Source organism: uncultured Draconibacterium sp. (assembly GCF_913060805.1).
GTDB lineage: Bacteria > Bacteroidota > Bacteroidia > Bacteroidales > Prolixibacteraceae > Draconibacterium.
In genome coordinates, this window is sequence record NZ_CAJXTC010000008.1 from 121,078 (window position 1) to 141,126 (window position 20,049).

Here is a 20,049-nt window from a genome sequence, read left to right on the forward strand (position 1 = left end):
TTTCTAATTCAGGAACAAGCATAAAGGTAAATTACGAGTCCGGTTCTTCGCTAAACTTAAACGTTTTGTACAAAAATCCCATTGCCGGGAAAATGATCAACACTCCAACTATCAACGCAATTAGTAAGAACATTTGAACTTGTTCGGGGGCCTTTGCTGCCTGTATGGTAATATCGTGGCCGCTGTTTGTTTTTACCAGTACCGGAAACTGAATGGCAAACCATCCGGTAACGATTAGCGTGGTTTGAAGCCCGGCGGTTAATCGCAGCCAGTTGCCTTTGTTCTTATTCAGAAAATACCAAAATGCCGGCAATGCCAGTGTGGCGATAACAATACAGGCAACGCTGATGGGAGAGTTGATAAAGTCTTTCAACAGCGGATGACCGGCAACTTTGGCCGTTGCAAACACAATTGCTCCCATTACAACCAATGAGATCATCAGACGTTTAGTCATTCGGGTAAAGTAGATGATGTAGTCTTTGTCCTCAATTTCGCTTACGGTAAAAATTCCCGCCAGAAAGGCAAATAACAAAACCATAAACAAACCCATGCTTACCGAAAACCAGTTTAACCACGGGTGGATGTAAACAGCATAAAATCCAAGTTGATAATCCAGTGATATTTCACCCAGAATCAGTCCTCCAACCGTAATTCCTAAAAAGAAAGTTGTGAATACGCTGGAGTAACGAAATATGGCCGAATAAATAGCTTTCGGCGTTTTTTCATCAATATCGTAATGGCGGAATGTAAATGCTGATCCGCGGGCAATAATGCCAAGCAGCACCAAAAGCACAGGAATGTGTAATGCCGTAAGAACCGTGGAATAAACCGATGGAAATCCAACAAACAGGATTACCACTACCAAAATTAGCCACACGTGGTTAGCTTCCCAAACCGGGGCAATGGCACGTGATACGATTTTTGATGCTTTACCTCTCGACAAAAGTTCGAGAATGCCACCGCCAAAATCGGCGCCGCCAAGTAAAACGTAAAGCATTAAACAAATAACCAATATTATGAGATTAGCTTCAGCCATTTTTCAGATATTTTGATTGTAAGAGTTGTATTTGGCGGCTCAACAGCCAGGTAACTACAAAAGTTAGTATGACATAAACCGCTGTAATGGTGTAAAAAGTGTACTGTATGCCCGGCATTGGTGTCAAGGAATCTTTCGTTTTCATAATGCCGTAAATGATCCATGGCTGGCGACCTACTTCTGTAACTATCCAGCCGGCTTCAACAGCGATAAACCCGAGCGGAGTGGCAATGGTGAGCAAACGCAGCCACCATTTCTTTTCAAACCAGTGTTTCCATTTGTAGGTTCCGGCGAAGAACAGGGCAGCAATCAGCATTAAAAACATCCCAATTCCAACCATTAACTGGAATGAATAGTGGGTAATCGGTACCGGTGGCCATTCTTCTTCCGGAAATTCTTCCAGCCCTTTTACTTCGGCATTAAAATCGCCGTGCGCCAGGAAACTCAGGAAGCCCGGCAGTTTGATGGCGTATTTTACTTCGCGGTTTTCAACGTCAGGAATTCCGCCGATTATTAGTGATGCTTTTTCCTCTGTTTTAAAATGCGACTCGAAAGCGGCCAGTTTTGCAGGTTGCAGTTTGGCAACGTTTTTAGCAGCCAGGTCGCCACTTATGGGTTGAATAAAAGCAGCAACTGATGCAAAAGCAAGTGCAATGGTAATAGCTTTGGCGTGAATCTCCAGTTTGTTTTTCATGTATAAAACGGCATGAACTCCGGCCACTGCGAATCCTGTTGCAGAAAAAGCTGCAATCGTCATGTGGTGCGCTTGCGAGAACCATGCTTTGTTGAACATGGCCTTCACCGGATCGATATTAAAAGCTTGTCCGTCAATCCAGTCGAAACCTGCCGGAGCATTCATCCATGCATTGGCCGAAACCACAAAAATTCCTGATAACACACCGGAAATCCCAACTACCATTCCGGTGTAGAGGTGAACCCATTTGTTCAGGCGTTTCCAGCCGTACAGGAACAAGCCGAGCGCGATGGCTTCCACAAAGAAAGCTGTTCCCTCCCACGAAAAGGGCATCCCGAAAATTGGCCCGGCGTGTTTCATAAACGTGGGCCATAACATACCTAACTCAAATGATAATACGGTACCGGAAACGGCACCAACGGCAAAAAATATTGCCACACCTTTTGCCCAGGCTTTTGCCAAATCGAGATAAACCTGATTTTTTGTTCGCAGCCATTTCCACTCGGCAACAAACATAAACCACGGCATTACCATTCCTATGCAGGCAAATACGATGTGAAATCCTAACGAAACGGCCATTTGCATTCTAGCGGCCATAAATTCATCCATGTTTTATTCTATTTTCTGTTTACATTGTATGCCATTCTTAACAACAATTTCCTCTTGTAGTTTGAGTTTTTTTGTCGATTTCTCCATTCTACATAAGCAATTCGATCCAATATGTTGATTGATTGGTATATAGAATCGAGAAACTACGAAACTTTAATGCTAATTTAGAAAATATAAATGAGCAATAACAGGATGTTTCGTTGTTTTTAATAAACTAAAGTTTAAAACTAAAGATTTAGAAGCACCTATTTAAACATTCGTGGAACAAGATGAAATGCCAGTTTCCCGCTTCGTGCTTCCACTTCTTCCCAGCTCTCAACATCGAAATTTATTCCAACGGTTGATGTGGTTGGCATGTCGCTGTAAAACTCTTCGAGTAGATTGCACACGTAGTAGTAAAAGCCCGGATTATGCCCAAAAAAGAATACCGTGTTTGAACTCGGTGGCAGTTTGTGTATTAGGTCCAGAAATTCGTCGGTGCTAAGTCCGTCGTAAATATCTTCAACAGTAATAATGTCCTGGCGTTTGAAGTCGAGGTTTTCGGCAAATATCATTGCCGTTTTAAACGCACGTTTGGCAGGGCTGGAAATAATGGTATCCGGAACAACCCCTTGTTTTTTCAGGTCCTGACTTACCAGTCTCGCGTCGTTTTTACCACGTTCACGCAGGTCGCGCGTAAAATCATCTTCGTACCCGTAAGGTACGGCTTTGCCATGTCGTACGATTACTACTTGTTTCATATATATAAATTAGAGACCGAAGCTAAAACAAAGTGGAGCAGCGGCCTGATTAGCCATTTTTAAACCGGTTCGTAAAGGTCAATGCTAACTTCTGCCAATTCTACAATTTTAGGAACAGTACTTGTAAAATGCGGAGTATTGTTGTGAAGATCGATTGCAGCCTGGTCTTTCCATTTTTCAATCAGACAATACGTTAACGGATCGTCCACTTTTTTATACAAAACATATTCAATGTTTCCATCCTCGGCGCGCGATGCTTCTCCCAATTCTTCAACGAGTTTTAAAAATGCTGATTCCTGTCCTTTGTGTACTATAAATTTGGCTACAATTGTAATCATCCTGTTCGTTTTATTTATATGGATCTTCCCGCTCAAAACGGAATTATGAAAAGGTAAATTCGGTTTTTATTAAGCTGTAGAAGTTGTCTAAAACAAATTTAACTTAATTTGTAGCAATAAGACAAATTTTAATGAGACGAATTGGACTGTTATCCGACACACACGGATTTATTCACGAGCGTATTTATACTTTTTTCGACAAGGTGGATGAGATTTGGCATGCAGGCGATTTTGGAAATATAGAAACTGCAGATCGTTTAGCAGAATTTAAACCTTTGCGTGGTGTTTACGGAAATATTGACGGGCAGGATGTTCGTGTTGTTCATCCGATGCATCAGCGTTTTAAATGCGAGGAGGTGGATGTTTGGATAACGCATATTGGTGGTTACCCGGGGCGTTACGAGCGCTACGTAAAACCGGATATTTATACCAATTCGCCGGATCTTTTTATTAGCGGGCACTCGCATATTTTAAAAGTGATCTTTGATAAAAAACTCAATTTTTTGCACATGAATCCGGGAGCTGCGGGTTACAAAGGTTTTCATAAAGTGTGCACTGCCCTGCGTTTTGTGATTGACGGAAAAGAAATTCGTGATCTTGAAATTTGGGAGTTACCGCGGCATGAAGCGGTACCGAAATTATGATACCTTGAAATCGTATAGCTCTTTCCAGAGGCGGTTAAATTCTTCGTAGTATTGTTCTACAATCTCATACTTTGTAGTAGCCACCAGGTTTTCCTGATTGTGTTTGGTGGCGGTGTAAGTCCAGTTAAAACTGCCAGTAATTGCAATTTTATTATCGATAATGCCAAATTTATTGTGCATGTGATAATGCGAATGATCGATTTTTACAGGAATTCCGGCCTCGGCAAGTTTGGCAATTTCAGAGCCATTATCTTCCATTTTTTCGTCGTCGGTAATTATCCGCACTTTTACACCGCGTTTATGGCACGAAATTATTCTACGTGCCAGGTCGTTATCGGTAATGGTAAAAATGCACAAATCAACGGTGTGAGAAGCATGATCGAGCAGCATTTTAATCTCATTTTTAATATCGTTCCCCGGACTAAAAAATACACGGTTAAAGTGAAACGCATGCTCGTTTATCAGGGTGATGCAGGTTTCTAACCACGAAATAACATGATTATGACCAGATGCCTCCAACTCTTTGCCCTTTTCAATCAGCATCTTTTTAAGTGCTTCTCTGTCTTTACGATTGAGTCTTTTCAGTCTGCCGATGATCGAATTCGGCACTTCGTTTTCAACTAACGAATCACAGCGCTTAACAAAGTAATTAAAAAGGTCTTGCATATATTTTAGTTAAAAGTAGAAAGTAAAAAGGCAAAAGCTGAATTATACAATTTTACAGTTTTGCAATTTCTCAATTTTATTATTCAGGTTTAATAAAAGAATGTGCTACCCAGTTATTTTTTTCCACAAAACCGGCATCTTTCATTCCAAGGCTTTCTGCTTTTGCTTTTATATCCCGAATGTCTTCAGTGTAAAAACCACTCATAATTAACGTCCCGCCATCGTTCAGTACCGCGTTATAAGCTTCCATATCGTTTAGCAATACATTTTTATGAATGTTGGCAAAAATCAAATCGAACTTTTCATTTCCAAGCAGGCTGGCATCGCCCAGTTTGGCATCAATATTTGTGATATTATTCAAGGCGGCATTTTCCCGAGTTCCTTCGTACGACCATTTGTCAATGTCGATGGCCGTAATTTGTTTCGCACCTTTCATCGAAGCCAAAATGCTGAGAATTCCGGTTCCGCACCCCATATCCAGAATCGTTTTTCCAGTGAGATCGTTTTGCAGAATTGATTCGATAATTGTAGCCGTTGTTTCATGGTTTCCGGTGCCAAAAGCCATGTTGGGCTCAATCACAATTTCATATTTTGCTTCGGGGTATTCCGTGTGAAACGGTGCTCGAATCATACATTCGCCACCAATTACCAATGGTTTGAAGTAATTCTTTTCCCACTCTTCATTCCAGTTCTGATCGGCAATAAATTCTGATTCTACTTCAAAGGAAAAATCGCCTGAGAAACCTTCCAGAACCTCATTCAGGCTTTCTCCGAAAAAAGCAGTAGCCGGAATAAATGCTTCGAAACCTGTTTCGGTTTCCACAAAACTATCAAAGCCAATTTCGGCTAGTTGAGCATTTAAAACATCGCGCAACCACTCTTGAAAAGGGGCAATTTGTATACTTATTTTTTGGTAATCCATTTGTGTGATATTTGTGGCGAAGGTATAAAAAAACGACCACTGATGCGTGTTGTCAGAAGTCCGCTTCTACTTTAATCGATAAATTTATTGGGAAAGATATTTACGGCGATAAAACCAAATATTCCGGTAATTCCAATAATCAACAGATCAATAATTTCTGTTCTGAATTTTTTCTTGCGCTGCCGGATAATGAAGTATTGTACAACAATCAGCAACAGACTAGTAAATAGCCAACTATATGATTTGCTAATTTTTAGAAAGAAATTTACATAGCTTGAGTTATCATCCTTCATTTTTAGCTGAGCAGGGAACAGAAACTGTGCAATTTTACCCTCGGGTTGCTGTTCGAAGGTTGGGCGGGTTTCCATATATTCGTCAACCTTGTTATGATCGCGGTTTAAAGCCTGCGTTCTGACAAAATCGTTGCTAATTGTTATCACATTAAAATTAAAATAATCACCGTAGATTCTGATCTCGTATTCATCGGGATTAATATCATCCACATCAAATTTTTCCAGCATGTAATCGTATGGTGTTAACACGTATAGCTCGTTATTTTCGGTAAATAGGTAGGCGTAATAAAGTTTGTCGCTAAAATCAACACACTGGATGGTTTTGAATTTCATTCCTTCAGGAAGATCAACTTTTCGGACAAAAGGCACGCCTTTGGTCATTTTTATATGGAAGAGCTGGTCGGCCGAATCGATTACCAAATATCCTTCGTCGCACGATTTCCGGGTGGTTGGAATGCCGTTGATCGATTTTGCGGGGAACTTAAATCCTCGTTTGTAGAGTACCGCCGAGAACATCCGGCTTTTTTCTTCCAAAATATTGTTGGTTTTGGCATCGATAAATTCCATGCGCCAGGTGATGCGGAAAAAATTGCCGGGCATCTCAAGGTTTGCACGGCCCGATTGCGATTCAAATAAAGGATAAAGCATGGGTTTCGGAGCATGAAGCTCGTCAGGTTTTATCCTGAAGGTTGACCGAAAAGTGCTGGTGTGCTGAACATTAATTTTCTGTCCGTTAATTGAATCGGGCATCGTTTCATTCATAACCAATTGCCGCGTATACATTAGGGGCAGTTTCTTCTCATATACTTCGCGCGTTAGTTTTGTCCCTTTCGAATTCGTCCATTTAACATCGGCATCCGATCGAAATATCATAAAATCATGATCGATACAGCTGTATTGAATAAATGGTGCTCTTGTGGATTTTTCGAACGCCACCCGGTAGAATTGTGGCAACAAAATCGATAAACCAATAATGGCTACAAAAATTAAAATATATCTGCTGAATTTTACCATATTACATTTCTCCTTTTCTAAATCGGTATCCCGAAAACAACAAGGCAACAGATAACAGAACCCCAAACACGATTAACAGCGGAAGAGCAGGAGAGTAGGCTCCGGCGGCAGCTGTTTGAAGGTAAATGGGCACAAAAGTAGCAGCTACTAAAAGGTATAAAAAACGATATTTCCATACCGGTTCCAACACGATTAATGCGGTTAAAAAATAAACTACAAATCCGCACAAAAACCAGGGAACGACTGAAATTAATGCCGATTGAATGATCTCGGCAGGAAAATAAGCCAAACTCAATAAAGTAAAAAGCAGCATGATAACCGCGGCGATCGCTAATAAGCAAAAAGCCCCGAAAAACATCATTACCAACAATGCCTTGTTTTCGTTTAAAGGCAGATGGAAAGTAAGTTTAATTCGTTTGTTTACGGTTTCGGGGAAATACTGTGCCATAGCAATAACCAAGGCTCCAACAAGAGGCAAAAACTTGAATAAACTGTATTCGTAAAACCGATTTCCCTGGAAAAGGATGCTATACCAATAGTTTGCCGCTTGGCTGAATTCAAAATCGTGCTGTACTTTTAGAAAAATATTCCCAACAACTAGAACCCCAAGTGCTGCGTAAATAATTGCAAACCACCTGATTTTTAGCCATTCTTTGTATAGTATCGATTTCCACATTTTGCTAGTATTTCCCGGTTAGTCCAATAAATGCATCCTCCAATCCCATCTCTACTTGTCGAAAGTTTTTATGTGCAATTCCGTTGTTTTTCAAAAAGTTAAGGATTGTATCTTCCGATTCGTAAGTGTAGAGTTCCAGCTTGTTGCTTACCTTCTCGCTATTTACCACAAAATCTTCGTTTGAAATATCGATGGTCGGATTTTCAAGTTCCAGGTAAAACTGTTTAAATTCCTGCATAAACGATTTCACATCGCGTTGCGCCAACACACGGTTAAAATCCATAATCAGCAAATCGTCGATCAAACGTTCCATATCCTGAATAATGTGCGAAGTGGTGAAAATGGTTTTGTTCTTTTCTTTGGCATATTCGCGCAGGTAATCGATAAACAAACGTCGATAGCCGGGATCGAGGCCCATTGAAAAATCGTCGAGAATAAGTAAGTCCGGATCTTGCGCGAGAATCAGACCGAGTGCCACCTGCGAACGTTGTCCACACGACATTGTTGAGATCTTTTGTTTAGGTGAAACCTGCAGTTTTGACAAAAGTTCCCAATAGGGCTCATTATCCCATTTTGGGTAAAATTTTGAATAGAATTTCTCGATTTGATGAATGTTCATAAACGCATACTGAACATGCCCTTCGATAAGAAAACCAATTCGTGCCTTGTTTTGCGGGGATAGTTTTTGAGTATTCTCTCCATAAATCAGGCACTCGCCGTTTTGCGGTTGCAGAAAACCATTTAAAATATTAATGGTAGTGGTTTTGCCAGTACCATTTTTGCCTAAAAGCCCCAGAATACTTCCTTCCTTTACGCTAAAATTCAGGTTTTCGTAAACCAGCTTTTTGTCGTAATAATGGGTGAGGTTTTTACATTCAATTGCATTCATCTGTTTACGTTTATTTCTATTAGAACATAAAGCCCAATTTTGCAGTTAAGATTCCTACGTTTTCATTTGAATCGTTTACTTCCCGGAATTCGTATCTGATTTTTAGAAATAGTTCGTCAATACTTTCCGATTTTGGCAATTTGTATCCACAATAAAATTGCGGAGAAACATTGAAACAATCGGCTGTTTCGTATTCAAAATCATGGATATAAAGTTGTTTGTTTTGCCGGCGGGTAATTGTTTCGTCGCTTGAAAGATTTAGTTCCTGATCTAAGTTGTAACGATAATCAAGTTCGATTCCCGGAGCCAAAAGGAATTTCCCAAAGTAAAAGTCTTTTTCAAAATTTACACCCAGTTCAAGGTTTGAATAGTCGGCATTAAAAATCTCAGGGATGTAATAATACTTTTCCTTTTTTAATTTGTAATGAGCGTAAACTCGGCTTTCCCAGTTTATTTGTTCGTGGTTGTACAACTTTAAATACTTATATTCTAAAGCGGCATCAAACTCTTTCCTATTCAGTTTTAGGTTTTTTGATAATGTAATGTATTCCGTTTGTTTGTCATCATTTAGAATAGCATCCTGTATGTATTCTATCCCATCTCCATCGAAATACGAGGAGCGAAAGGTAATTTTCTGAATGGCCGATTGAGTATGTCTAGTAAACTGCTGATTGAGCGCAATTGTAAAAGTTTTCCAGTCGCCGGCATCAGCTTTTTTTATTGTGGTCGTTCCGTCTTCTGTAATTTCTTTGCTGTATGTTGCTCTGATTTCTGTTAACGAGCTAAATCCATTAAGTTTTGTGTCAAGCTGTGTTCCGGCTGATATGTTATTCTGATTGTAAAATCGCGATTTTGTTTGTCCCGTTTCCGACGAGTAAAAGCCCATTCCTTTAAACATAAAATAAGTAGGATCGGGATCGTCTGTCACCACCTGTAGGTAGTCAATATCTTCTTTTCTGTTACGGTAGGCCAGGTCAAAACCCAAACTTTTGTTTGGAAAATGGATGATAATTGATGGTCGAAGTGAAAAGTCAGTAATCACGGTTCGTGGTCGCGGATCTTTTTGTTTTGCACTTTTACCAATGTGGTAATCTGCCAAGAGTCCAAACGACAGTATATTAGTTAGTTTTTTTGCGACACCCCCTGAAAGGTTAAAAGCTTCTTTATGAATATTGGCTCCGGGAATGGAATCTCCAATAACGTATGGATTTCCTCTGTATGGATTAAAAAGCCCGGTATACAAATTCCCCGTTTCATCGCTATTTTGATAGGCTAAATTCCCATAGAAATAGGTATCATTTAGAACCAGGTAACTTTCCGAAGAAAGTGAGTAGTTTTCAATATGAGAAGCCTCCCGTACTCTTTTGTAATCTCCATCTGCCAAATTGTATTCTCCAAAAACTTCCCCAATGTTTTCGTTAGCGTTAAAAGTTAATCCGGCAATATTACCACTGTTAAGCCATTGGTTTTTTAGCTGAAACAGTTTTAATGTATTGAAAGAAAATGTACTATCCTTTGTCGCATTATTTGCAAAAATCCTTTCTGCTGTAAAGAAGGATAAAATCATAATAAGTACGATTTGAAGTTTAGTCATCTCAAACGAAACATTAAAAGTTTCAACTGTTTGTTAGTGCAAATGGTTCCACGTTTTTCTGGTTTATTCTTCTACGCTTGTTGGATTTACACCAGGTGTTGGAGTTAAATCGTGCAGAAAATCTTCCGATGAGTTATTGGTGTCTTTATAAATTACACGGTTACCGATAATCATTTTTGCTTTACGTCGAACAGATAATGAGGATTTATTACCAGCTTCAATATAAGTATAGCCGGCATCTAATTCGGCAGGCAGACGTTTGTAGACCTCTTCTGCATCAAATTTAGCACATTCTACTGCGTCAACAACAAATGATCTGTCAATCATCATGTATTCTGTTGATCTTGAACTTCCTGGTTTTGTCATGAAATTGCTAGCATCAGAAACATAATCCATCCAGTCATTATCGGGGAGTCGGAAAAGTACTAATGCAGGACCTAAACTGGAAGCAGTCCAGTCATATATAGTTGTAATTGTAGTGTATACCAATGTTAGATTTGGTACTGCAGAAGCATCCAGGTCTTTACCAGAAGATTCGACGTAAGTTTCCCAGTCTGCGTTGCTCAGGTTGACAGGAGAATTGGGATTACCAATTTCATCGGTTTGATGATCAATCCCATCCTGAGCAATAATAAAACTTTCTCCAGGCAGAATTGGATGTTCCATTCCATCTCCCGGTACAATCCATGTTTGAAAAGTTAAGGGAATTCTTTCAAGCAATTCTCCATTATCGTCAACCCAGGCGGTTAGTGATGAAGTTGAGGTTGATTCATGAAGAGCAATACACAATCCATCAGCGAATAATGTATCTCCCGAATTGTTGTAAATTTCAAAAAACTGGTCGGAATAATAACCTTTATCTTCATCAGTTACCGAACCAGCATAATAGATTTCTTTGAATATAAAACCTCCGGTATTATCTACTAAAATAAGATCCATTGTAACCTCCGATTCGGAGATTAAAGAGTAGTTGGATATGATACCGTTAAAAATGTATTCCTCTCCATCGTTGTCGTTAGCAACAAAACTTGTTGTAAAAGTGTAATTTCCTTCTACCAATTCAAAAATGGCATAACCATCAGAAGTGACCGATAAGGTAGTCGTTCTTGTGTTATTTGTATTAGTAGCTGTAACGACAGCATCTACAGGGAAATCAGTTACGGAAAATCCATCAGGATAATTGACTTTTACCGTAATTAAATAGCTGGGGGTGACATCATCTTTACAGTTTATTAGAAATAAACCCATTAGTAAGCATAAGGATATAAGTGCAAATTTTCTCATGGTATGATCTATAAATCGGTTTTTAATATTTACAAATTAAATGTTAGGTCTGCTCCGAAGTAGGCAATTTGATTTAACCTGGTGTAATTCCCACTTCGTTTACTTTTATATAGTGGCCGGTGATTAAACACATTGTACGCAAAAAACGACAACTTCGCAAATTTTCCAAATTCCTTGGTCAATTTTAAATTCAGTTGCCAGTTTATTGGATACGATTCCTGGTCGTAAAAATCATCTTCTTGTCTTTCTACCATCGTTGAGTAGGGAGCTTCAAACGAGTAATTGTCCTGCCATTCGTGGTATTGCATATCCATATCGTAAAAACCTACAGGATCTACATAAATAATTTCTCCGGCAGGAAACTGCCCGTATAATTTGTCGTTATTTTCTCCTCTCGTATAAGCAACAGGTGATCCTGAACTGTTTTCCCAGAAGCTTTCAGACTTATTCATCCAAATCGTTTGTAGGTTGAGCGAAAAGATCATTTTTAATTCAGGAATATGAGTGATTGTTCTGAAATTCGAATTTAAACGTTGTGAAATGGTCCCGGAGTTGCCCGGTAATACCGATAGGTACGGGAAATAATCTCCCTGGTAAGAAGAAGTAATTCTTTCCACTACTGGAACTGCATGCCTCGATCTTTTTATGTGATAATACGCACCGTCAACCATGAGTTCTGTTTTTATCGGATTTATACGACCAAAGTTAACAACATATTCAACTCCTTTCTTGTCGACGCTATAGTTATTTTTTGGAGACATGTATCTCTCGAATTCCGTTTCCTGATCCCAACCTAAAGTCATCATTTCACCATTTGCCTCATAGGTAATTTCACCATTTTCAAAAGCGGGCAAAAATCCATTACCCAATTGATCCCATTTGCGGTAATTCATTACAAAGTATTGGTTTTCCCAACCAAATCCATTTCTGATTTTTTCTTGAAATCCGGTGAGGATAAAGTTTATGCCATAAATATTGAAATCAGCACCCAATTCATATTTATTATTTGTCATCGGTTTTAAATCAGGATTACCGGTGTCTTCAATAATTTCGGTTGTAGCTACTATTAAATCGGGTGAATCAGGTGGATAATAATTAAAGCTTATTTTATCAATGTAAGCGGCATCCGGATACATGTGCAACATGGTTGGGGTTTTTGATGTTTTTCCGAAGCCACCTCTAAGAGTTAGGTTTTGAGAGATATGGTAAGCGAAATTAATTCGTGGTTCAAACGATGTAAATCCATTGGTCGAGAAAATTCCTTGAGGAAGGAAATTGTTGTAACGCATTCCTATTTGAGTTTCCAAGGTGTTATTGCCAAGAGGTAAACTAATTCTGTCTTCTGCAAAAAGAGCCAGCTTTTTACTTGCCGGAATATCTTTAAATGCCCGCGGGCGTGTTGTGATTGCATTTCGTGGAGGCTGATTTAAATCGTACTGCCTGCCTGCTCCATTGTTTCCGGATTCCCGCCAATCAAAACCATATATAACAGAGTTGCTCATACTTCCAAGCTTAAATCTTGAGTCGAGTTTTACTGTTGCAAAATAATTGTAAGGTCTGCCATCTATAGTAAGTTCAGAGTAATACTCTGAAGGCAAAATATTGACTTCATATTCGCCTGCAGTGTATGTTGTTGGAATAGGAGTTGCCTGAGATGAATTTAGAGCATAGCTGTAAAAATTCTGTTGTATAAAGCTACCCGAAAAGTTATAAGTAATGTTGCCAATCCACCATTTTTGAAGCGACCATTTTCCATATAATTTCAAATCTAAACCTGATTCTTTTTCCCGCTGGCGTTCCAACAGACGTTGATCAGGATCTTTCTTTTCATTGTCAATTGTCTGAAAATAGTTTCCTTTAAAATTTATACTGAGTGGCCTGTGTTTCTTAAACAAGGTATTTGAGTAGCCAAACTGTCCGTTTAGTCGTTTATAACTTCTTGCAGGTCGCCGTAAATCGTCATATGCGTGAGTATAATCAAATTCAACATTTATAGCACCTTTATTTTCACCTTTTAGCAAAATTCCTTTTGAAATTGCTGCTTGTTTAATTTTAGGATCTGCTTTTAATTTTCCTTTAAAAGGCGTTTTGCCTGATTTGGTTTTTATCAGCACTGCGCCACTTGTTAAATCTCCATATTGAACCGATGGAATTCCGCGGATGACCTCAACCGATTCAATATAATCGGTAGATATTTGACGAAGATCGACACCACCTCCTGCTGTTGAAAAATCAACGGATTGGCCCTGTTGTGTTGTATTTAACGACTGCATATTCGCATCGTTGTCCATTGGTGTGCCATCTACAATTATTGCGGTTCCGAGGGCGTCGTTGGCATTCGCCTGCCTGGTTTTGTCCTCACCTGAATAGGTATTTATATCCCTGATTGTTATTTGGTTGGCCTTTGATAAGTCGGGATTTAACGAGATCTGTCCGGGCACCAATTGCATAACATCGGTAAGACTAGTGGGTTGCGAATGTTCGATAGCTGCATTTTCAATGATTGAAGATGAACTTAAATTGGTATTTTCGCGGGCAACAACGGTAATTTCATCCAGGCCAAGAGAACTTGCCTGCATGGATAGTTTATAGTTTTCTATATCTTGTCTGATTTCAACAATACTTTTATAGCTTTCAAAACCTAAGCATGAGGCTTGTATTGTATATTTCCCTTCAGGAATATTATCAAAATTGAATTTACCGTTTAAATCAGATGTTGTCCATCGATTGAGTTCAGTTAGCTGAATTGCAACCAGTCCTATGTGTTCTTTGGTTTCTGTGTTCTCAACAACTCCGGAAAAATTATAGGTATTTTGGGCTAGCAGATATAAAGGTAGCATGGTAATTATGAGGGTAATTATATGCTTTAAAATCCGGTTCATAGTTGTTATTCGATAACGACTTCTCTATCCTCTGCTTCTAACTTTTCTTAGTTATCATATTATTTGTCGAATGTACAGCTTTTGTACGCATTTCGATGGCGATTTTAACCTTTCAATATAAAATTTTAAATATAATCAATATTCAGCTTATCGATTTTACTTTAATCGCATTAAGAAATTACGTGCATTAATGGGATAGTAGAAAAATGATTACGAAATTGGTGGGGCTGGATTGTAAACAATGAATGATAAGGGAATGAGCAGTTATTCCACCCCATAAATCCCCATCTGCTCCAGCACCTCAACCGCGTCATCAAAAGTTAGGTAAAGGTCGCCTTCTTTTTCGTCCCAAACCTGACCTTTGTTTATTCCTTTCAGGTTGCGATCTGGTCCTTCGTAAAGAATTACCGTTTCAAGGGCTTTCATTTTTACCGAGTTTTCATCGATTTGAACTACTTTGGCCTTTACAGGTTTTCCGGTTACCGGTTTTCTTTCTTTTGTTACCTGAATTACCAGCCCGTAGCAGATTTTTCCTTCTTTTACCCAACCCGGGATTTTTACCCGTAAGGCATCGCTCATTTCAACTTTTTTCTCTTCGTAAGTGTATGAGGCTATTTCGTCCGAATTTTTGGACGAATTACAACTGATAATGCATAGTGGGGTGAGCAATATGACTAATAATATCAGTTTTTTCATGCAATAAAAAAGTTTGACCAAAACGAATAATACGATATTGCTATAAATAACAATCGCCGCTTAAACTATGTTTCCTAAAAGCGGGGGTAAATGTAATAAATCTCAAATTAAAATGGCTCGCTAACAGCTTATTGTTAATGAAAAAGCCATTTCCTGATAATGCAGAAAATGGCTTTTATATATTTTGTAATTTGATTGCTTCCTAGAAACCGTTGATGATTCCGATAAAGTCTTCAGCTTTTAATGCAGCACCACCAATCAAACCACCGTCAACGTCTTTGTTGGCGAACAGTTCTTTTGCGTTACTTGGTTTACAGCTACCACCGTAAAGAATTGAAGTTCCTTCAGCAACTTCTTCACCAAATTTAGCAGTAATTGCAGCGCGGATGTTAGCGTGCATATCTTGTGCTTGCTCAGAGCTGGCAGTTACACCAGTACCGATTGCCCAGATTGGTTCGTAAGCAATAACGATTTTTTTGAAATCGTCGGCTGACAGTTGGAAAACTGTTTCTTCCAATTGGTTTACAACATATTCGTTGTGTGTACCGGCTTCGCGAATGTCTAAAGCTTCACCACAGCAGTAAATCGGAGTTAATCCGTTTTCTAATGCAAGAGCAACTTTTTTGTTCAGGATCTCGCTTGTTTCACCGTAGTATTCACGACGCTCAGAGTGACCTAAAATTACGTACTCAGCACCTGTTGATTTTACCATCTCAGCAGAAACCTCACCAGTGAAAGCTCCTTTAGCTTCGGCAGCACAGTTTTGTGCAGCAACACCAATTCTATCGGTATTTACTGTGTCAACTACTTTTGTAATGTGTGTAAATGGTGCTCCCAATACAACAACCACATCGTCAGCGCCTTCGCTTGCTACAACTGTGTCAACAGCTTTTGCCAACTCAACACCTTCTTGCAAGTTGGTGTTACATTTCCAGTTTCCTGCAACTATCTTTTGTCTCATATTATTGAATTTTAGTTTATTAGATTTTCAAAAATCGATCACAAATTTAACCGAAATAATTGATTCGGGGGGCATTGCAAATAATGCTTAAATATTATTAACTATTTGTTTATTTAACATTGGAAGAATGAGAGGCTGGATGCCGGTTACTGGATATTGGTTACAGGATTCTTGATGCTTGCACCTCAGCATTGATAAATTGTATAACTGATAAATTGTAAAACTGCTAACTGTGACTGCCAACTGCGACTGCAAACTAATAACTCGCGGCTTGCAGCTAGTAAATGGATACTAGAACCTCAGCATTGTTAAATTGTAAAACTGATAAATTGTAATTCTCACCAGTCTGCTGTTATTTTCTCTGCGAAACTCCGTGATTTCTCCGCGTAACTCTGTGGTAAAATTAACTGCCAACTGCGACTGAAAACTAATAACTCGCAGCTTCTTATTCAATTTCAAATTCGGCTGCAACTTCTTCCGGCGTAGGAATGTCGTTGTAATGCCATTTCTCCAGAATAGTGCCGTCTTTCATTACAATCAATCCCGGGTTCGAACGGATCATAGTTTTTAAGGTAATTTCGTCGCAATTAAAGAACTCGTACGGAGCATCGTTCTCATCGGCAAATTGCATGGCTTCGTCCTGCAGGGTAGAGGTGAGGCAAATAAACGATAATCCTTTGTCCATTGCCCAATGTGCGAGGGTATTTATTTCTTCCTGCGACTTGGTGCTGGTTTTATGCAAGTCGTAAGCAACCAGCATAAACACATAATTCTCGTCGTAAATAAAGAAGTCTATTATATCATCTCCTTCGGGCGATTCAATTCTGAAATCATGGATCGGTGGTTCGTAACCTTCTTGCACCAAATTCGATTCCATATCGAAGTATTCCCAGTTTGTGGTGTCTTGCCACGGGTAATTTTCTTCGGTGAATTCTTTTACCTCTTCCGTATTTTTGTTCTTGTAATAAAATATATTCTCGTAGATTTCCTGTGGAGCATCGTCGGGAATGCTCATTGCTTCCGGGATATTGGTGCCCACTTTGTAAGGTCTGAAATCGAAAATTGGCAAGTGGCTGTACGAATAGTAAACAATGCCAAAATAAACGATAAAAACACCGATACTAAGTATCGCCGGAACTATACTTTTTACTTTATCAGCAAACCAGTTTCGGTTAACTACTACAATAATTGCCAACGTAATAAATACAAGATTTTTATAGAATGTTTCCCAGTTCGAAATCACCAGTGCATCGCCAAAACAACCACAGTCGGTAACCGGATTCTTTATTGCTATCCATAGTGTTAACGGCGTAAAAAAGGCCATAAATAATAAACCCAGCCACGAAAACAAACGCATGCGCCAGTTAAACAAAAAGGCTACACCAATTGCAAACTCGGCAAAGGCAAGCAAAACTCCCAGCGGAAAGGCTGCCCAAAGCATCCAATCGAGCCCCATGGCATTAAAGTAGTCGGTAAATTTGTAGGCCGATCCCCACGGATCGATTCCTTTTACAAATCCTGAAAAAATAAAAACAATACCAAAAAGAATTCGTGAGAGTTGTTTAACAATATTCATACGGTGAGTTTATACTTTGTTTTCAAATTCAATTTTAATCATGGCAAACACAGAATAATTGATCATATCCATGTAGTTGGCATCAATTCCTTCCGAAATAAGTGTTTTCCCTTGATTGTCTTCTATTTGTTTTGTGCGTTGTATTTTCATTAAAATCAGATCGGTGTACGAACTGATGCGCATATTTCGCCAGGCCTCGCCATAATCGTGGTTTTTATCCATCATCAGCGTTTTGGCCTCGTTAAAATATTTGTCGTAAAGCTCCTGAATTTTTTCGTTGGGTACTTCCTGATCTGATGGGCCCAGTTCCAGCTGGATAAGCCCCATAATGCAGTAGTTAATTATACCAATGAATTCGGGTTTTACGCCTTCGTCAACTTTGGTAACACCTTTTTCTTCAATGCTTCGTATGCGCTGTGCCTTAATATAAATTTGGTCGGTGAGTGAGGTAGGACGCAATATTCGCCATGCTGTTCCGTAATCGGTCATTTTCTTCGAAAATATATTACGGCATATTGAAATTACCTGGTCGTATTGCTGGTTTGTTTTGTCCATTATTCTGTGTCTTTTTTCTTCTTGTTGAGCCAATTGTGCTCAATTCGCTAAGTTCTGTATATTTTTGTATGCTAAAATTGCCCGATAAAAGTATTAAAAAATGGCAAATTTGGCCTGTTTTATTCTACATTTGTAGTTAACGACAATTAATAGATAGTTAATGATTTGTTAAACATAAAAGCCCAGTTCTTATGTTGATTACGCAGTCTGCGGGTAAGTTCCTTAAACGAAACAGTATACTACATCTCGGCGAAAAAGAAGTTGATTTATCCATTCCGGTAGTTGCCGGAATTGTGAATATTACACCCGATTCGTTTTTCGATGGTGGAAAAATGGAAGAAGAAGCTACCATGCTAAAAGCCGTTGAGAAAATGGTTGCCGATGGTGCCGGAATTATCGATGTGGGAGCGGTTTCCACTCGTCCCGGATCGAAAACTGTTTCAACGAAAGAAGAACTGGCGCGTCTTTTACCGGCTGTACAGGCCATTCATAAAGCTTTCCCCGAGGTAGCACTTTCGGTCGATACTTTTCGTTCGTGGGTGGCAGTGCGTGTGATCGATGAGGTGGGGCCAATAATCATTAACGATATTTCGGGAGGTTCGCTTGATAGTAATATGTTTGAAACTGTTGCAAAATTGCAGGTTCCATACATTTTGTCGCACATAAAAGGAACGCCGCTGAATATGCAGGAAGATCCGCAATACGACGACCTGATTCGTGAAGTGGCGCAGTATTTTGCCGAGCGTGTAAAAAAGCTCAATAAACTGGGCGTAAAAGAAGTGATTCTCGATCCCGGTTTTGGATTCGGGAAAACACTCGACCATAATTATGAGTTATTAAATAAACTTGATGCGTTTAAAGTGTATCAACTTCCGGTAATGGTGGGATTAAGCCGTAAATCGATGATTTGGAAAGCACTTGACGCCAAACCCGAAACGGCACTAAATGGCACAACTGTGGCCAACACCCTGGCATTAATGGGCGGGGCCGACATTTTGCGCGTACACGACGTAAAAGAAGCTGTTGAGGCCGTAAAAATATTTTGTGAAATTAAAGCTACAATCATTTAATGCTGGCATTTATAACCATACGATTTCTTGATATTCTCGATATTTTGCTGGTGGCATTTTTGCTCTACCAACTTTACCGTCTCATAAAAGGAACGGTAGCTTTTAATATTGTTATCGGGCTGTTTTCGTTGTACCTGGTTTGGTTAACGGTGAAAGCGCTCAACATGGAGCTGCTTGGCTCGATAATGGGATATTTTATTGGTGTTGGTGCCATTGCGCTTATAATTGTTTTTCACCCCGAAATACGAAAGTTCCTGCTGTTTATTGGAACCAATTATAACGTTAATAAAATCCTGATGCTCGATAAATTGTTTACGCAGGGGAGACCGAAGAGCATTAATCAGCAACAGATTGATAATATTGTTGATGCCTGCCAGTCGATGGGAAAGACAAAAACAGGGGCGCTGATTGTTGTGGCAAAGGAATCGGAATTAAACGACCAGATCAATACCGGCGAAAAGATCAATGCAAAAATCTCGTCGGCACTTATTCGCACTATATTTTTCAAAAACTCGCCTCTGCACGACGGTGCCATAATTATTAAAGGAAACCGTATTGTAGCTGCCGGTTGTATTCTTCCGTTAACGCAAAAAGAGCTGGACAAAGCTCTTGGGCTTCGCCACCGCGCGGCGGTTGGTATGACCGAAAATACCGATGCTTTGTGTATCGTTGTGTCGGAAGAAAGAGGATCGGTTTCGGTAGCACAAAAAGGTGAAATTAAACGGCGTTTATCAAAAGAAACGCTCGTGCAAATTCTGGAAGAAAACATCATTGAAGATGACGAGACTGCCGGTCATAAAAAGTAGTTTCAGGGAATAAGCGAATCACTCCTATATTTTTTAGCACTATTCTTTTGAACCTCTGCGACTGTAAAATCGTTGAGCAAGGTGTTTAATTGTAGTTTCAGTAT

The 20,049-nt window shown here is 39.4% G+C and carries 19 protein-coding genes; 3 read left to right on the forward strand and 16 right to left on the reverse strand.

Annotated features, from left to right (window positions below; all coding sequences use genetic code 11):
- Positions 1 to 31: 31 nt before the first annotated feature.
- The 4 genes from QZ576_RS06725 to QZ576_RS06740 all read right to left on the reverse strand — a co-directional run bounded on the left by QZ576_RS06725 (position 32) and on the right by QZ576_RS06740 (position 3,417).
- Positions 32 to 1,036 carry a cytochrome d ubiquinol oxidase subunit II gene (locus QZ576_RS06725; RefSeq protein WP_297095367.1) on the reverse strand — a complete coding sequence of 335 codons (1,005 nt, stop codon included), beginning with the start codon at positions 1,034 to 1,036 and terminating at the stop codon, positions 32 to 34.
- A complete protein-coding gene (locus QZ576_RS06730; RefSeq protein ID WP_297095369.1) occupies positions 1,029 to 2,327 on the reverse strand; it encodes a cytochrome ubiquinol oxidase subunit I in 1,299 nt (432 codons plus the stop codon). The genes QZ576_RS06725 and QZ576_RS06730 overlap by 8 nt, the downstream gene beginning before the upstream one ends.
- Positions 2,328 to 2,584: 257 nt before the next feature.
- Positions 2,585 to 3,079 (reverse strand): histidine phosphatase family protein, encoded by a 495-nt coding sequence (locus QZ576_RS06735; protein WP_297095370.1) that lies wholly within the window; start codon positions 3,077 to 3,079, stop codon positions 2,585 to 2,587.
- Positions 3,080 to 3,138: 59 nt separating this feature from the next.
- Positions 3,139 to 3,417 (reverse strand): putative quinol monooxygenase, encoded by a 279-nt coding sequence (locus QZ576_RS06740; RefSeq protein ID WP_297095372.1) that lies wholly within the window; start codon positions 3,415 to 3,417, stop codon positions 3,139 to 3,141.
- Positions 3,418 to 3,548: 131 nt separating this feature from the next.
- Between QZ576_RS06740 and QZ576_RS06745 the strand changes: the two genes are divergently transcribed.
- On the forward strand, positions 3,549 to 4,061 hold the full coding sequence (locus QZ576_RS06745) for a metallophosphoesterase family protein (RefSeq protein ID WP_297095374.1): 513 nt from the start codon (positions 3,549 to 3,551) through the stop codon (positions 4,059 to 4,061).
- Here the strand turns inward: QZ576_RS06745 and QZ576_RS06750 are convergent.
- The 12 genes from QZ576_RS06750 to QZ576_RS06805 form a co-directional block, all read right to left on the reverse strand.
- The gene (locus QZ576_RS06750) at positions 4,056 to 4,727 is read right to left on the reverse strand and encodes a phospholipase D-like domain-containing protein (RefSeq protein WP_297095377.1); all 672 of its coding nucleotides are present in this window, start codon (positions 4,725 to 4,727) and stop codon (positions 4,056 to 4,058) included. The two genes, QZ576_RS06745 and QZ576_RS06750, sit on opposite strands and share 6 nt — an antisense overlap.
- 79 nt (positions 4,728 to 4,806) lie before the next feature.
- On the reverse strand, positions 4,807 to 5,649 hold the full coding sequence (gene prmA / locus QZ576_RS06755) for a 50S ribosomal protein L11 methyltransferase (RefSeq protein WP_297095379.1): 843 nt from the start codon (positions 5,647 to 5,649) through the stop codon (positions 4,807 to 4,809).
- 71 nt (positions 5,650 to 5,720) lie between these two features.
- On the reverse strand, positions 5,721 to 6,956 hold the full coding sequence (locus QZ576_RS06760) for a DUF4857 domain-containing protein (protein ID WP_297095381.1): 1,236 nt from the start codon (positions 6,954 to 6,956) through the stop codon (positions 5,721 to 5,723).
- 1 nt (position 6,957) lies between these two features.
- The gene (locus QZ576_RS06765) at positions 6,958 to 7,632 is read right to left on the reverse strand and encodes a hypothetical protein (protein WP_297095382.1); all 675 of its coding nucleotides are present in this window, start codon (positions 7,630 to 7,632) and stop codon (positions 6,958 to 6,960) included.
- A gap of 4 nt (positions 7,633 to 7,636) precedes the next feature.
- Complete coding sequence (locus QZ576_RS06770; RefSeq protein WP_297095383.1) at positions 7,637 to 8,521, reverse strand: ABC transporter ATP-binding protein; 885 nt, start codon at positions 8,519 to 8,521, stop codon at positions 7,637 to 7,639.
- Between the two features lie 19 nt (positions 8,522 to 8,540).
- On the reverse strand, positions 8,541 to 10,115 hold the full coding sequence (locus tag QZ576_RS06775; RefSeq protein ID WP_297095384.1) for a DUF6850 family outer membrane beta-barrel protein: 1,575 nt from the start codon (positions 10,113 to 10,115) through the stop codon (positions 8,541 to 8,543).
- A 63-nt stretch (positions 10,116 to 10,178) separates the two neighbouring features.
- Positions 10,179 to 11,363 (reverse strand): DUF4876 domain-containing protein, encoded by a 1,185-nt coding sequence (locus QZ576_RS06780; protein ID WP_297095385.1) that lies wholly within the window; start codon positions 11,361 to 11,363, stop codon positions 10,179 to 10,181.
- Positions 11,364 to 11,428: 65 nt separating this feature from the next.
- Positions 11,429 to 14,239 carry a TonB-dependent receptor gene (locus QZ576_RS06785; protein WP_297095386.1) on the reverse strand — a complete coding sequence of 937 codons (2,811 nt, stop codon included), beginning with the start codon at positions 14,237 to 14,239 and terminating at the stop codon, positions 11,429 to 11,431.
- Positions 14,240 to 14,545: 306 nt separating this feature from the next.
- Positions 14,546 to 14,977: a hypothetical protein gene (locus tag QZ576_RS06790; RefSeq protein WP_297095387.1), complete on the reverse strand. Its 432-nt coding sequence runs from the start codon at positions 14,975 to 14,977 to the stop codon at positions 14,546 to 14,548.
- Between the two features lie 202 nt (positions 14,978 to 15,179).
- A complete protein-coding gene (gene tpiA / locus QZ576_RS06795) occupies positions 15,180 to 15,938 on the reverse strand; it encodes a triose-phosphate isomerase (RefSeq protein ID WP_297095388.1) in 759 nt (252 codons plus the stop codon).
- A gap of 445 nt (positions 15,939 to 16,383) precedes the next feature.
- Positions 16,384 to 17,514: a BT_3928 family protein gene (locus tag QZ576_RS06800; protein WP_297095389.1), complete on the reverse strand. Its 1,131-nt coding sequence runs from the start codon at positions 17,512 to 17,514 to the stop codon at positions 16,384 to 16,386.
- 9 nt (positions 17,515 to 17,523) lie between these two features.
- Positions 17,524 to 18,069 (reverse strand): DUF1599 domain-containing protein, encoded by a 546-nt coding sequence (locus tag QZ576_RS06805; RefSeq protein WP_297095390.1) that lies wholly within the window; start codon positions 18,067 to 18,069, stop codon positions 17,524 to 17,526.
- Positions 18,070 to 18,260: 191 nt separating this feature from the next.
- Here QZ576_RS06805 and folP point away from each other — a divergent pair, with 191 nt between their 5' ends.
- On the forward strand, positions 18,261 to 19,139 hold the full coding sequence (folP, locus tag QZ576_RS06810) for a dihydropteroate synthase (protein ID WP_297095391.1): 879 nt from the start codon (positions 18,261 to 18,263) through the stop codon (positions 19,137 to 19,139).
- Positions 19,139 to 19,945 (forward strand): diadenylate cyclase CdaA, encoded by an 807-nt coding sequence (gene cdaA / locus QZ576_RS06815; RefSeq protein WP_297095392.1) that lies wholly within the window; start codon positions 19,139 to 19,141, stop codon positions 19,943 to 19,945. Before folP ends, cdaA begins: the two co-directional genes overlap by 1 nt.
- Positions 19,946 to 20,049: the final 104 nt, after the last annotated feature.